This is a genomic window from Sphingobacterium sp. 18053 (genome assembly GCF_902706145.1).
In the GTDB taxonomy this organism is placed as follows: Bacteria; Bacteroidota; Bacteroidia; order Sphingobacteriales; family Sphingobacteriaceae; genus Sphingobacterium; species Sphingobacterium paramultivorum.
The window spans coordinates 375,036-390,912 of the sequence record NZ_CACSJW010000005.1 but is presented as its reverse complement, the minus strand read 5'-3'; the positions used below and the strand labels follow the sequence as shown (position 1 = coordinate 390,912).

The window sequence follows — 15,877 nt, the reverse complement described above, 5'->3', positions numbered from 1 at the left end:
CTATATAACCTGAACTATGTCCAACAATTTACCGTAATTACTTATTGTATCGAATTTCACAACACCGCCACTGATCTCTTTAAAGTGTTCCTGGGCGCAATGAATCTTAAGCTTTTCGATTTCGCGCAAATCCAAATCCGAATCAGAACCTTTGGTTTCAGCAACAAAGTAAATATGACGTACCTTGTCTTTATCAAATACGATTGCCCAGTCCGGACTGTAATTTGATACCGGCGTAGAGATATAAAAACTCTTAGGCAATTTAGCATACACAACTACTTCTAAGCTGTTCTCCAAAGCTTCTGCAAAATCGGCTTCTATTTTAGAGTCCGAAGTCAGGTAATCATAAATATGTTTTTTCAGAAGATCTGAATTTCGCAAAGCAGACTTATCATTTGTAAATACTGTTTTCGCATCATGCCTATCTTCCAGTTTATGATACACAATATTATTGATGATCAGCTTGGCCTTTGCCTCATTGATCAATTTACTGCATTTCGCAATGAATTCCTCCGGGTTTCGACGGAGCATTAGGAATTTTTCCTCGTGTATAGATTTAAGGATATCCACTATGGTACGCCGGGTAAGATTTGTTTTTTGCTCGATCTCGCCAACAATATCATACAGTGCGTTTGTATACAAGTTATTATCTAACTTCATATATTGCCGTTTTGATTCTCGGATTAATAATCCTTGCGCCATCTGTTCTTTTGTACCATCTTCCAGTTCTCCGGTTTTCACTTCATACATTCGCGTGCTAATGTGCAATTTGGCGTTGATCAGTGTTTTACTTTCGTAAACTAATCTCTCTGTATCAAAGCGAACTTCATAGACTGTTTTGAGATTAATTTTATCCCAAAGCGCCTGAAACTCTTTCTTTTTGAAATTCGGGTTGGTCTGCAAAACGATCGTCTGCCGTTCGTCTTCAGGTTTGAAGGACTCTCCTGTATAAATTGATTGGAGCAATTGGATAATCGATTTTCGATAGGACTCTAGTTGCTCTGGCAATGGTATTTTGCCTTGTTCAATCAGTTCTTGTCCTTCAGCAGTAATCTTATCATCTTCATCAATCACATCGTGTTTATAAAGTAGTTTGTTGAGCTTTTTTCCGTCATCTTCAGTCAATCGCCGCGATTCACCTTGTTCATTGACGACCACCTTACCAACGAAATACTCTATTTCAGCTTTTTGTGGACGATCAGCCAGTGTAGCTGCTATCTCAGTTTGTAGGCCTTTAGCAAAGGCTTCATAGCTTTCCGAAGCAACAACGGTTAGTTTGTTGACCTCATGAACTTGCTCACCAATGAGTTCAAAGTCCTGGCGCACTCCACGTTTATCCACACACAAACGCATACCCCGTCCAACTTCTTGTCTACGCCTGGTTTGGCTTCCGGTTTCTGCACTCTTTAGAGCGCATATCTGGAAGACATTGGGATTATCCCAACCTTCTTTCAATGCGGAGTGGGAAAAAATAAAGCGCGTGGGTTCCTCAAAACTGAGTAAACGCTCTTTGTCCTTCATGATCAGATCGTAAGCTGATATATCGTCAGAATCTTCTTTGCCACGTTTTAGTGATGGGTCTATAGATTTTCCTTTCTTATCTATGGAGAAGTAGCCCTCATGTATCTTGCCTGCATCATCACGCTGTAGATAATCAAAATAGTTGGGTGGCATATAGCCTTTGTGTGCCTGACTTGGATCGGTATCTTTTAGGTAGTCATTATAATCTTGCTGAAATAGGTCCAAAAAGTCATTACGTACCTTATTATATTCCTCCTCAAATATTTGGGCATATTCACCAAGTTCTTTTTCACCATTGCCATCGTATATACGATATTTCTCCACCGAATCGATGAAGAATAAGCTCAATACTTTAATTCCCTTATCAAAAAGTTGTTTTTCTTTTTGAAGATGCGATAAGATCGTTTCCCTAATCTGTACCCTGCGGAATGCCAATTCATCTTTGTCGTTCACGATATCTCCGGGATAAATATCCTCACCATTGACGACTATTTTATTGAGATACCCGTTTATCTCTGTAATTGTATGATTTTTATAGACGGGAAGGTTACCAGATAGTTCGTAAAGATTAGCTCCTTCGGCTAATTTTCTGCGAACTTTTTTCACTCCATCTCCTGACCGTTCTTCAAACTCTACTACCGCAAATGGCGGCTTCGTTGTACTCAGGCTAATTTGTTCGAGATAGAGGTAACCCGTTGTGCCTGTCGAACCTTTTAGGTTAATTCCTTTCACCTGGATTTTTTTGACCAAACTTTGGTGATAAGCATCGAGAGCATCCAGGCGAAATACCTTATTGTATTCTACCTTGTGCGTAGCCGAATAGCGCAAGGTAAATAGCGGATTGAAATCTTGCATGCTTTTCAGTGTTTTTTCACCATCTACGGATTGAGGCTCGTCGATGATCAAGATTGGATTTGTCTGCGCAATGATATCGATGGGCTTACGCGTTCCGAACTGATCAAGCTCCATATAGATACGCCGTGCATCCGCACCACTAGCGTTGAAGGCCTGCGTGTTGATAATCATAACTGATATGCGGTTGTCGGAAGCAAAACTCTCTATATCTTGTGGTCTACCGGAATTATAGATAAATGGATTGATCTTATGTCCGTACAGCTCTTGGAAATGATCCTGCGTTACCTGAAACGATTTATATACACCTTCACGGATAGCAATGCTTGGCACGATTACAATAAACTTACTCCATCCATAATGTTTGTTTAGCTCATACATTGTACGGATATAGGTATAAGTCTTACCTGTACCCGTTTCCATTTCTATGGTCAGGTTATAGCCAAGCTTCACACCTTTAGGACGTTCAATGATTTGGCTTTTGCTCAGTCCCTGACCCTGCTGTACTTCTTGTATATTTTCGAGAATCTGATTATCTACTAGCTGAATTAGACTATTTCGATAACCAATATCTTCCAGAACTTCATGGTCAAAGGCCGAGGTCTGTATAGCACCGCTGGCAGCGTGTTTCGCTTTTCGGATAAGCTCCCGGCTCCGCTCAAGAGTAAATCGATTCGTTTTCAACGGTTGTCCTTGAAAACAATCGACCACGGTTTTGGCCGCCTGAATCTGAAAGTCCTGTTCTTTAAATTGTAATTTCATGTTTCAGCTTATTTTTTGGCGGCGCGGTAAGCCTGTTTGAAATGATTTGGCATGTCTGGGATTGTGTACTCCAGTATTCCTTTCTCACGAAGAGGTTTTATAAAATTAGACAATAGGTATTTTTCTGTTTTGTTGAGTATTGTAGAAAGCTCATGTAGCTGAAAACTATCTGCTTCACAAAGTCGGTAAATAAAATCTGCTAACAAGGTTTTGTCTTGTATACGCTTTCTATACAATGGTATTTCATTTATCAGTTCTTGAGGTAGGCGCTTTAATATATCCTCAGATATTGTACCTTCTACATTACGAGGTAGTTCACTATCAGCTATACGTAGTTCACTATCAGCTACAGGAGGTTCACTATCTCCGAGAAATGGTATTTCAAGATCATCAACTGGTGCACTAACGCTTACAGGTGGTTTACTATCTTCTGCTCTATCTCCGGCAACAAAGTTTTTCCCGACAACATAATAGGTAGCTCTACCTTTACCTTTTTGAATTAGTAATTCTTTAATACGCATATCCCTAAGATCACTACTGGCTTTGAGAATATCTACACCGTTAAGCTGTCTATACGAAGAATTATCTATAGCACCGACTTCCCGAGTAAAAATTAACGCACGTTTCTGATCTTCATTTAGCGAATAATTTTCAAAAGTCGACAGCCATTGTACATCATCCACTCCCAAAAAGTGATGAAGAAGTAAACGTACGGCAAATTGGTTACGACCATGATCACTTTCAAATGTCGGCGGTAAAAGGTTTGCTTTTTCCATCAAAGCCCTCATCGTACGTATTCCCGAACCTTTGGTCTCCGCCAAGTTAGTTTCATGGAATACAGCTGCAATAAATGGGTTTCGGCTCTTCGAGCCCGGTTCTCCCAAATTATCCTCCGGTTTTAAGGAAAAGCCAGGGTTCTTAATCTCTATGCGGTTACCATAGCGGATAATCTGTATAGGTTGGTTCTCCCGATAAGTTCTATGGATCAATGCGTTGACAATAGCCTCGCGAAGAACACGAGTAGGCAGTCCATTACTTTCGGCCTGTAGCTCGCCCTCTGGAAGAATAAAGCCTTTCGGGAGGTCATCCGTAATCTGACTAAAAACACGTTGCACCATCTCTAAAAGCGAACCACGCATGTCAATAGTTGTAAACCTATTTTCGGGATCTTCCATCCATTCATTACCCGGAACCCGTATATAATCCACACGGACCATAGGCAACAGCCGGCGATGTGCTACTCGTTTTCCAAAAAGCAGTAAGCCTGCGTATGTCAATTGGATTTCTCCTTTTTCTTTTCGGATGCACCCTAATGAATAGAGTAAATCTTCGTCATTGTACTGCAGTTCTTCCGCAAAAGAATTTACCTTACTACGAAGCTGTCTATATAATGCAAGAGCTTCTTCACTAATATCATCGAGAGAAGAACCGCCTACCAAAGTACTATCAAAACTATCTTCTTTATTAAAGAATACAAACAGATCATCGTCTGTACAGCGTTGGTCTGAAGATCCTATACGGCGATAAGCTCCGTGAGGTAACTTCTCACTTTTAAAATAGATTGGTTTCTGCCCATCCGGAATCTCTGGCACATAAGCTACGATAACATTTTTTCCGTCGACAGATTCGACCTGTATAGTAGGACGAATGGATTGGTTAAACATGGACGCACACTGCGAGCTCAGGTCAAGCTGTATTTTATCTGACTGTTCTACCCCAGAGGCATAGTAAGTTGGGAATAAAGATAACTCTTCCTGTTCTACACCAAGCAAAATGTAACCACCTCCCAGACCTGGTTCGTTGGCGAAAGCACACACGCTTTCCAATATGGATCTATCAATAGTACTTCCGCGCTTAGCTTCTATCCAATTACACTCGTCGGTGTGATTGAGCTGTTGAATTAATTCTGCTGCATTTTTCATTAAATCACCTTCATTTCAGTTTCTGGACTCAATTGCTTCAGCAATTGCTTGACATTGACCTTCGCTGTGTCATCCTTAAATCCATTATCCCTAAAGACCACACGTAAAGGTTTATCTTTTGCTATTTCTTTGGCAAATGTCTCATCAAGGCCTTTATCGAAACATGCGTATAAAGAATTTTCAGCAACGCGGAAAACTTCCTTTCCTCCAATTTCCAATCGTTCAATCTTCAAGCTCAATGGCAATCCCCAGTCGAGCATGACCTGGGCTAAAAGGTCATCTGCTGTTCGATCAGATTTTATATTATCTGCAAACAGATCCAGATTCGCTTGCAAATATTCCTGAGGTTTATAATACACGTCCTGCATATTGCTTTCGTCCAAACGGTAAACCCGGAAACCGTAGTCGATATCCGCTCCAGTTTCTACTTTGATTTTATTAGCTGCACGGCGGATGCGTTCTTTGCCTATCTCACATATGTTTTTGTACCCAGCTTTGTACGCTTCGCTTTTTTCATCGACCGCTTCGGGTAGCTGAACCATAATGTATTTGAGCTTGCCGTCTTTATATTCGGCATTGAGATTCATCACTGCATGGGCGGTAGTGGCAGAACCAGAAAAAAAATCGAGAATAATATCTTCGTCTCTAGTTATCCACCTAATAGCCCTCATGAGAATTTCGGCGTTTTTTTCGGTGTCAAATTCTTTAGTCTCGTTGCCGCTTAGAGTAATATCCATCCAGTTATCACTAAGAAGTTTCCCCTCACTAGGCGGTACGTAATATTGTACTACTCCATTTTCACTTTTGCGAAGGAAGTTCAATTTCAAATTAGTTGAAGTTAGGTTGTCCAAAAACCATTCATCAAGAGACATTGTTTCAGAATATTTTTCTAAGTAAATCTCATAATTCTTTACAGCTTCGAAAGCTCGTTTTTCTTCCCACCGCCACTGACCTGATTTTGGTGTAATATCGAGAAGATTGTATCGCATTGTCGGTCGGTCTGTTCCGCGCCAGAATGTATCCCATTTACCGGGTTTTTTTTCCCCATGTGAAAACATTAGTTTAGGAAGCCTAGTTTCATCAGTCTTTGAATACAATAGAATATATTCGTGTCCTTGAGATAGTGCACTTAAGTCATCAAACTGAGCTTGTACATTTTTTATTCCTCTACGAACAGCAATACTATTTTTATAACTTGACTCCCCAAAGATTTCATCACAAATCTTCTTTAAATTATGCACTTCGTTATCATCAATGGAGATAAAAATTACGCCATCCTCTTTCAAAAGATTACGAGCTAATTTCAATCTTGGATACATCATACTAAGCCAATTGGAATGATATCGTCCGGCTGTTTCAGGGTTGACGACTAAGCGTTGGTTATATTCATCTTTCTGACCACTTTCAAAAAGTTCATCCTGTGTATCTTTCGCAAAATTGTCTTTATATACAAAGTCCTTTCCGGTATTATATGGGGGATCGATATAGATCGTCTTGATCTTCCCTAGATAACTTTCCTGTAATAGTTTAAGTACTTCTAAATTGTCGCCTTCGATATAGATGTTTTCGGTATTGTAAAAATTGACCGAATCCTCGTGAACAGGGCGTAAAGTCTTCGTTGTGGGCAAGTTTGCACTCACAATAGCTTCTTTCTTGCCTGGCCATTCTAGTCGGTAGCGTTCTTTGTTGCCTTCCACCACTGCATGATTTAATTCTTGTCGTAATAAATCAAAGTCAATAGCTTTACCTGCATCACTCTCAGTAACACAGTTCGGAAACAACTCAGCCAATTTTTCTATATTCTGATTCACCAAATTCGCTGATTGCATATCCAATTTGTCTACACTCATTTCGCTATTCTATTTAGTTAATTTAATTGTCTTCAATTCCAGGTCCAATACTTCCTTTGATAAGATTCTGTTTCCACTGTTTTTAAGAACCCGATCCGCTAGCTTGACTATAGAAAACATATACACCATCTCATCAAATGTGCTGAATTATTACTTATACTCTCTATTTAAAAGAATTATTGATACAATCTCATCATCCTTAGGTCAATTAACTTTTTACAGACTATTATTCGAAGTGTCCCTCACTTGCATTTTTGTAGAATCTAAAAATAGACGTTTTAATTTCGATATCTCTAAACTATTTAATTCTATTTTACTTTCTAATTCCGTAATTTCTTCATTTGATTTTGACTTCCCATGCTCAAAGAATGCATATGTTGCAATTACTATGAAAGGTATTATAAGTATTGAATAAAATATATTAGTTTTTCTTTCCGAATTGAGTATTAAAACACCATTAATTGGCTTCTTACTTTCAATGCCTATTCGTTCACTTACCTTTAAGGCTTCTTTTAGAGCTGAGGGTAATTCATTATTCTTTTCAAGAAAATCGATATGTGTTGATGTCGCTTTAAGGAATAGATGATACCAAAATCTATCTATAAAATAGAAGAGAATAATGATAAGTGCTCCCATAAGAGAAAACCACATCAAAATATTAATTTCTTCCAGATAAACCTTTTCTTTATACAAATAGCCTAATCCTGCTATGAAAAATGTAAAACCTGTAATTGCTAAACTCTTTATTGTTAAGTTTATTGAATTAAAATGCATTTGGATGTCAATACACTTAGACCATATCGTTATAAAATTTAGAGAATCCTGTTTTTCCGTATTTTCCATGTTTTAAAATAGGTTCAGTATTTGATTGAAGTTTGTTATTTCCAAGTTTGGTTCAATAGTTATTCCTGCTGTTTGTTTTTTTATTTTTGCTTCATATTGGACATCTTCTTCTGACCAATGCGATACTTTTTGAAGTAGTTTATAACTTTCGTCAATAGGGATATCTCCGTATTTAGCGTGAACAGAAAAAACATTAGCATCATTTGCCATTACAATGTCTTTTTGAAGCTTATCCCCAACATAAATAGCATCTTCCGCAGTGAAATTATTTTCTTTTAATATTGTTAATAATACATCTTTATTGGGTTTTTTTGTACCTTTTGGAAGCTCATTTAATTTAACGGATTTTGAAATATATTGATCTTTTTGGTAAAAACGTTTTGTCATGTCTTTTTTTCCTAAATCGATCGGAGCATAGATAGAATCAAAGAAAGACTCGAGTCCTAGTTGTTTGATTCTTTTTAATGTATGAAAAGTATTACTTTCTGTAAAGCCAATTATTTTTATATTTTTTGAACGTAAAACTTCTAATGTTTCTAAGACATTTGGATATAGCATCAGATTGTGAACTCTATCTGAGTTATATTTGTGCATGATAGTTTTATTTCCTATAAATGCCTTATTTCTTATAAAATTTATATCGTCAATTGTTAAGGATTCAATTTCGTCTATTTCATGTGAAGCTTCACTAGTGTGATATTTTTGATGTACAGCCCGGAAGTCTTTATAAAGTTTTTCAGGATCTTTACCCAAATGTTGAATTATATTGTTATAAAAATTATTAGACGATTCATACCACATTTTAAACCAATTCCAAATAGTGTCGTCTAAATCTGTTATTAATACTTTTTTCATAAATTATCATTTATCGTTATATGGTTACCCCATATTTATCTCCAAAAAACTCATCTAAATGCTCTTTGTTTTTCTCATAAAGAAGGAACTCAACTTCCTTTTCTGACAGATCACATACACCGAAATTGTTGATGTAGGTGCTATTCAAAGAATAATATTTATTGGAATAAGGTTTACTAGTAGACTCTATGTAGTACCAGAAGACTTTTGATTCCATAATCTTACGAGCGATTTCTACTTCCAGTTCGCTCTCTCCTATGAGCGCCAAACCGTTGTAAAACATTAAGTTTTCGTCATGGTCAACAAGAAAGGAGGGAGTAACATCAGAGAACTTTGGAAAGAACAATTTATGTCTCATTCTCTCTAATGACTGTGTCCGGCCATAAGCATACCAATTATCATAGTCTTTTGCGCCACCCTTGTCTCGGTCTTCTAAAATGCTCCTTTTATGTTGTAGATAACGATACGCTTTAGGATAAAGATCTTGAATCTTTTCTTCTGGCATAATCGTGACTCGATTACCAATTTGTTCATAAGGGAAAATGACCTTTTCTTTCAAAGAATTTATATCCTTAATACGGCTCAATTTATTCGAATTAACGATCTCCTTACATATACCGCGTTCAATTTCGAACCGTTGTCCATTTTGTAAATAAAAGAAATTATCATCTTCATCAGCAGGTGAGAAAATATAGATGTCATTTTTAAGTGTTGCGATACCATGCCGCGTAGTGTATATATCTCCAAACGGTCGCCCCGTATTCTCGATAGCAGTTACAGTTGCTGTATTTCTTAAGTTCCAGCCACTTCGGTTATTTAATGTGACATATGGTCGTATATGATGTTCTCTGGGTTCATTCAGAGTCTCTTCGGTAATGCTTGCATAACGAATAGCGTCCGCTTGACGATTGTAAATAAAACAAATGCAGACATATGTATTCTTTGATTTGAAGATTTGTTCTGCACCAAAATCTTCGATTATAAAATCAAGTTGATGATCCGCGAAATATTGGCGCAATGCTCGCCCATTTAAGCTTTTGAAAAAGCTATTCATAGTGATGAACCCTAATACACCGTTCGGTTGGAGGTTTTCGATTCCGATTTGAAAAAATGGTATATATAAATCAGTAAGACCAACTTGAGCTACTTCCCAATGTCGTAAATTAAGGCGCGTCTGCTCGTCCATATTGCGATAACGAACATAAGGTGGGTTACCCAATAAAATGGAGAATCCGATAAATCCTGGAACATTCTCTGCCCAGTTGAATGTAAGAGCGTCGCCAACACGGAGATTAAAATCGAATGCCACTGGATCCTCGCTTTCGGATAGAGCTAAAAGTGAAAGAAGTAACTTTGCTCTTGTTATAGAGTATTCTTGAATATCTAGACCATAAATATTCTCCCTAAAGATCTCCGAATATGTTCGGTTTGTGCGTGCTTTTAATTCTTTGGCAGCAGTAAATAAGAAACTTGCACAACCGCATGCGATGTCGCCAATAACAATTTCCTGTAAATTTTCTTGATTTTCAAATGCTTTATTAACAATATATTCTCGAATATTAATCGGGGTATATATGGCGCCGTTAATTATTCTGTCGGCAGGAGAAACGACAAATTCGAAGAGTTTAATTATTGTTTCAAAATTGATATCTCTATACTCTTTTTCTAATGCTTTTTGAAAGTCACAGAGTTCTTTATAGTCATCACTCTGATCTTGACTAATCAGATGATCTAGTAGCAAGAGATTATTAGAAACTGCAATTTTATTTATGTATATATAGGCTGAAATTATTTTTCTATTTGCTTGGAATGGATCGAGAAATTTTAAATGATCAATTGCTTTCATGTTGAGCCGAGCTGTTTCGTATAGTTTCTATATTCTCTGTAAAGATACAATAGTCTTTCTTTTAATGCCTCATTGTGGAAATTTTCTAAGAATTTTTCACATTCCTCAATTAAAGTATCCAACTCTTCTATTTGCCAAATTATTTCGTGTTGTGGTTTGTGTAGTTTAAGTTTATAATACATCCATTTGCCAAGAAGAGTTTTATGAAGGATTCTTCCCTTATTATCTCTTTGAAACTGTTTTTCATACTCATCATTACAAGGGTCGATAAAGCCAACATCATTTTTATGATGGATAAATTCGTTTTCAGTTGGCCAATGGGCACGTTTTGAATTATTGCATGACCTACAAGCGTAAACGAGGTTTGAATAATCTGTTTCCTCAATTGTTTTTAAATATTTCTGTGGAACAAAATGATCAATCTCATACCAAGTCGTTCTCCATACATCGATATCGTTACAATACCCACATCTGCATTTATAATCTAGCTTTAAGTCATTTTTATGATCCGAATATTTAGTGACCTTAGTTTTAATATCCCTTCTTTTTGGAGTCTCTTGTCTAAATGGAATCATGTTATTTTTTTGTGTTAAGTCTTTTTAGTTGGTCTAAAATTTCCTTTGTCTCATTAACAAACTCATTGAGCTTTGAAATAGAATCTCTGTGAATTAGGTTTGCTGGCAAATCTTTACCTTCAGGGTTAAGTTCGTCAAACAAAATATATAATTTCGTTAGTTCCTCCTCTTCTGTAATATCTAACCCTTGATTATTTCTCTTTTCTATAAGTTTCTCAATTCTTATGTTTGTTTCCTCAATTTTTTTATAATAATTTGAAATATTAGACTGGATTTTCGTTTTAAAAATGTCAAGTTCCTCTTGGTCTTTATCATTCTCTACAGTCAAGATATCTTTACTATAGATGATATGTACATCATCTGTATGACCTATTGCCTGTGTTGGATATGAGGTCAGCATTACAATCGGAAAATGTGGTCTTATTTTTTTTATTTCTTCAACTATTTTATTTCCATTGAATGGCACTTCTGCGTTTTCTTCCAATAAATAATCGGTAACGATTGCATTAGGGGCACTTTCTTGTAGTTTGGCAAAAATAGACTCAATAGAGGATCCTGAATTAACTTCAATCCTCGTTACATCAAAATCATTCTTAAAAGAATGGTAAAAGGTATTGATCCAACCTTTATCTTCATCTACATATGCAATCCTGTATTTCATTTTCTTGTTTTGAAAGTTATTTTAAATGTTAATCCATTGTCAATTTTAATGGTTGAGATTGACGAATTATTATACTCTTCAATAATTGATTTCACAATGTAAAGCCCTAATCCTGTGCCGATTTTATTTCCTTTGTTATCTGTTTTTGAGGATTCATTTAAATTAAAAATTTCCTCCGGATTATCTTTATACCTTTTATCCAATCCTTTACCATTGTCAGAGAATAAAATTTCAATATCATCGCCTTTTTTCTGCCAACTAATTTCTATTTTCTTCTGTTCCTTGTTATATCCGTAATGTGCATTTATTGAGTTTGATAGTAAATTATTAAAGATAGAATCCATATTTACTTCAAATGCTCTAATAATATGTTCATTATCATCTATTTTGTTTAATTCAAGACTAATATTTCTTTGCTCTAAAGCTTTACTCCAATTAGCTCTAAAATTCTCAAAATATTGAGAGAAATCTAGATTTTTCCTTTCCCTTTTATCTATTTTTAATGTACTCAACGAATAATCCAACCAATGTTTCAGTTTCACGTCTTCGTCACGCATTAAATCAATCATGTAGAAAGGATTATCATCTTTATCAAGATTCTTCTTTAGTTCTTCTTCGTTCAAATGATTTTTTAGCTCATCTACTAAATATTTTGTACGTGGAATTAATCTTGCTCTCAGGCTTCTGACTTCGTGTGCAAAAGAAGAAATGATAAGTCCTACACTTGCAAGGCCTCTTAATAATCTTAATTCTTCATCTTTTTTCTCGTTATCCTTTTCTAAAATCAATATAGCATCAGCCATATTCTCCTCATTTTCAGAATATTCTTTATCTTCCTCCGAAGGCTTATCGTTACTTTGAGTTTCAGAACTTGCTTTTTTCTCCCCTTTTTCTTCTTTTTGCTTCCTAATTTTTTCTGCTTCTTCTTTAGCTCTTCTTAGTTTTTCTATTTCCTCATTGTTTCTCTTGTACAATTCGGAAAGATTGTACATTATAACATTTCTATCTCTTTCAAATAGTGAGATAATTTCCTTTATTATATTTTTGAATAATTCAAATTCATCATTTTCAATTAAGCCTTCACGCCCAGATTTATCTTGAAAGCTTGTATTATAAAGTCTGGAAATTTTAATAGTACCCGCTATTTGATTAGGTCTAATTCTATATCCTCCAAGTCTTTGACCAGCACCTCCCGGGCTTTGAGCCTGTCTTTCTCCTAATCTTAACCAATCATCTCCATTTTCGCCGTACGGCCTGATTCGGAAATCATCTCTGAATATCTTGATACCTCCAAACTTTTTTAACCACGATTTTCTATTAGCACTATTAATGCTTTTGTATGGATATTTCCTTACATCTCCATCTTCTTTGTCATCTGAAATTGTATTTTTTAAGAAATAAAATGTAAAATCAAATTTACCTACCCGTTCCAATAGATCTTTATCAACTTTTTCGGATGTTAATTTTTCAATAGGTATATTTAATTCAATTTTTTCTTTCTTAAAATCTTCAAGTTTATACGGTGATTTTTTCATCATATCAAACTTAAATACCTCTGCATATCTATTTTCTAAAGCATCAATATCAAGTTCATTTCGTGAAATTTCTACCTGAAGTACTTTATCATCACTGTGATTATATGTAGCATTTAATTTATAATCATAGTCGTCATAATAAGCTCTTTTTACAATTCCAAACTCTTCTAAATCATTAAGTAAAAAGAAATCTATACCAAAATCATTCTGTTCCTCCGGTGGGAGCAACATCTCTAGATTACCGAATAACCTCCCTAACTTATCCTTATTCCAATCATCATTGAGCTCGGTAATTTCAATTACAGTACCCGATTTAAAATCAATACTTTCTAATATTTCTTTGATTTTAGGATATGAAGAAAATCTACTTAAAAGCTCTTGCTTAAGATTTAAGTTTTCTTTGTCTGATAGAACCGCTTCAACATCTGAAACGGTAGCTCCTTTTTTATCAAAATCTTTCCAATCAACAGTCCACTCAAAACCTACATTATAGCTATTTGGTATTAATTTAGTACTGGAAATTTCTTCTTCCCGTCCCTCAATTACTGTGCTATTTGCATCTATGACTTCTAACAAAGTAGGTAGAGAAGTCATATTCGTAAGCATACCTAATCGGTTTAACGCAAAACGTCCTATACCTTTAGCTCCGGTTTTAACTCTTCCGCTTTTTGTTGTATGCTCATATAGTTTGTCATCAGTACCTATCGTCATCCATTGGTTTTGAATAATTCTATCATTCATTCCAATTCCATTGTCAATGATATAAATACTACTATTTTCTTTTTCGAACTTTTCTATTTCAGCTTCAGTACCATCTTCATTTACTATTTTTTCCTTTTTGATTTTTAAGTCAAAAATTAGAATACAATTATTTGCGTCGGCATCATAGGTGTTTTTAACCAACTCAATGACCGCACCCTCTTCGGTTGAGAAGTTTTCTAAACCAATTAATTTAGCCGTACGTGCTGATACTTTAAAAGGAATTTTGATGGACATACCGAATGCAGTTGATTATAATGGAAATTGGTTTATAAAGATTAATTTATATTGTGAAATATCTGACTCCACTATGATTAGATGTTTGCTTGGAATAGTTGATCTAACGGAAGAAGCTTTTCATTTCCCCTTCAACTTCCTCACCTCCTTGGCCAAATCAGAAACTACTTTAGTCAGGTCGACGACGGCTTGAGTTTTTACCTTGTCATCTTCAATCAATTTTTCAAGCATTACTATCAGTTCCTTGTTCTCATTGTAGTTAATAGTTGGCTGATAGTGTTGTATCTGACTGTGGTCTTGACTACTTTCTCTATAAGTGTTTTTGTTATGCAAAATGTTGTAAATAGCATTGCTGTCGTCAAAGTTTTTTATAAACTCAACTGTAACACCTAAAGCTTCTGCCAATTCTTCTAAGGTCGGTTCATCAATTATCCATTGTGATTCTAACTCGGAAATTTTTTGCTGTGAAAATTTACTAGGGCACATTTTACCCAAGGCTTCTTGTTTGATTCCTTGCATTTTTCGAAATTTTGCAACAACTTCTCCTTGTTTTACTTTTCTTTCTTCTTGAAATACAACACTCATAATTTATCTGATTAAAATAAGTCCGTAAAATACGGGTATTTTACCCTTTTGTACCGAAAACTTAGTTTGGTATCTTTGAAATAAAGATACGATTATTTATCGATAAAAGCAGCTTTATATGTAGTTTAAAGCCACTTTTAAAGTAAATTATTTGTCTTTAGTAGATTAAAACAATACATTTGCACCATCTCATACAGGTGGTTGCACTTATGAGTCTTGGCTGTGAAACCTGAGAAATTTCAAATGGAACAAGGCGATAAGTGGAATCAAACGCCCGTCAGCAATGGCGTGGCGTCCGCTTACTCGTTCCACGGCTTCTCAGGGCCTCACAGCGGTAAGTTGGATGTCACGCCATTGCCGTTTCTAACATCTACCAAAAGACTCGTTACCAATAAACGGGTTATGAACAGAAAACAACAATTTCAAAACATCATCGCAGCCCCCGAGTAGCTCGGCTGGTTTGGCCAAATAAGATTTGGCTTCTCTTGCCATGGAATGCGTAACGCCAATATTATACACCTTGTGCCCCCTCATTCGAACGCGCTCTGGCTTCCAGAATGAATTAATTATTACTAATGTGAACTGAGTAACATCAGGCTCCCAACAAAAAGCTGATTTCGATCGGAGAGGGGATGCTATGTACTTTCGGTTAAAGATTACAGACTGAAAAATGAAAAGGATTTTAGCGCTGCAATTTGCTTTTGATTGGTTTATTTATGAAGTCCATAAGGTCGATTACGATCCTTTAAAGGAAATTGAGACATTCTGGAATCATTATGCCTTAGACGCTATTTCTGCAAATATTCTCCAGCTATTGAGTACTTATCTTGATGGTGGTGCAGGAGAAAATAGGCTCCTAAAAGATGAGGAAATGCAGGAGTTTGCAACCGCATTGTATCGGGTGTTGATAGCTTATTGTATCGTCAATCATCGCCATATAGACCTGCGTAAAATGCAACTTTCAGCAGAAGCTGAAGAGCGCATCGGAAAAGAGCTAGAATTGAGCAAAAAGGTCGCTGAGTTTTTCGGTCGGTTATCTGAGTAACCACTAACAAAAAAATAATGAATATCCTG

11 protein-coding genes are annotated in these 15,877 nt (G+C 36.0%); 1 reads left to right on the top strand and 10 read right to left on the bottom strand.

Features of this window, described 5'->3' with window-relative positions:
• From GVK91_RS14070 to GVK91_RS14025, 10 genes are all read right to left on the bottom strand, one after another.
• Entirely contained in the window at nucleotides 1-3,135 is a 3,135-nt protein-coding gene (locus GVK91_RS14070; RefSeq protein WP_159729501.1) for a type III restriction-modification system endonuclease, read from the bottom strand.
• Between the two features lie 8 nt (nucleotides 3,136-3,143).
• The gene (locus GVK91_RS14065; RefSeq protein ID WP_159729499.1) at nucleotides 3,144-5,057 is read right to left on the bottom strand and encodes an ATP-binding protein; all 1,914 of its coding nucleotides are present in this window, start codon (nucleotides 5,055-5,057) and stop codon (nucleotides 3,144-3,146) included.
• Nucleotides 5,057-6,907: a site-specific DNA-methyltransferase gene (locus tag GVK91_RS14060; RefSeq protein WP_159729497.1), complete on the bottom strand. Its 1,851-nt coding sequence runs from the start codon at nucleotides 6,905-6,907 to the stop codon at nucleotides 5,057-5,059. The genes GVK91_RS14065 and GVK91_RS14060 overlap by 1 nt, the downstream gene beginning before the upstream one ends.
• Nucleotides 6,908-7,123: 216 nt before the next feature.
• Nucleotides 7,124-7,750 carry a hypothetical protein gene (locus tag GVK91_RS14055; RefSeq protein ID WP_159729495.1) on the bottom strand — a complete coding sequence of 209 codons (627 nt, stop codon included), beginning with the start codon at nucleotides 7,748-7,750 and terminating at the stop codon, nucleotides 7,124-7,126.
• A 3-nt stretch (nucleotides 7,751-7,753) separates the two neighbouring features.
• Nucleotides 7,754-8,605, bottom strand: a complete 852-nt coding sequence (locus GVK91_RS14050; RefSeq protein WP_159729493.1) for an HAD family hydrolase — start codon at nucleotides 8,603-8,605, stop codon at nucleotides 7,754-7,756.
• Between the two features lie 16 nt (nucleotides 8,606-8,621).
• Nucleotides 8,622-10,451 carry an N-6 DNA methylase gene (locus GVK91_RS14045; RefSeq protein ID WP_159729491.1) on the bottom strand — a complete coding sequence of 610 codons (1,830 nt, stop codon included), beginning with the start codon at nucleotides 10,449-10,451 and terminating at the stop codon, nucleotides 8,622-8,624.
• Entirely contained in the window at nucleotides 10,448-11,026 is a 579-nt protein-coding gene (locus tag GVK91_RS14040; protein ID WP_159729489.1) for an HNH endonuclease, read from the bottom strand. The genes GVK91_RS14045 and GVK91_RS14040 overlap by 4 nt, the downstream gene beginning before the upstream one ends.
• Before the next feature lies 1 nt (nucleotide 11,027).
• On the bottom strand, nucleotides 11,028-11,687 hold the full coding sequence (locus GVK91_RS14035; RefSeq protein WP_159729487.1) for a hypothetical protein: 660 nt from the start codon (nucleotides 11,685-11,687) through the stop codon (nucleotides 11,028-11,030).
• Nucleotides 11,684-14,218 (bottom strand): ATP-binding protein, encoded by a 2,535-nt coding sequence (locus tag GVK91_RS14030; protein WP_159729485.1) that lies wholly within the window; start codon nucleotides 14,216-14,218, stop codon nucleotides 11,684-11,686. The genes GVK91_RS14035 and GVK91_RS14030 overlap by 4 nt, the downstream gene beginning before the upstream one ends.
• Before the next feature lie 120 nt (nucleotides 14,219-14,338).
• Nucleotides 14,339-14,803, bottom strand: a complete 465-nt coding sequence (locus GVK91_RS14025) for a helix-turn-helix domain-containing protein (RefSeq protein ID WP_159729483.1) — start codon at nucleotides 14,801-14,803, stop codon at nucleotides 14,339-14,341.
• A 670-nt stretch (nucleotides 14,804-15,473) separates the two neighbouring features.
• Here GVK91_RS14025 and GVK91_RS14020 point away from each other — a divergent pair.
• Nucleotides 15,474-15,848 (top strand): hypothetical protein, encoded by a 375-nt coding sequence (locus tag GVK91_RS14020; RefSeq protein WP_159729481.1) that lies wholly within the window; start codon nucleotides 15,474-15,476, stop codon nucleotides 15,846-15,848.
• Nucleotides 15,849-15,877 lie beyond the last annotated feature (29 nt).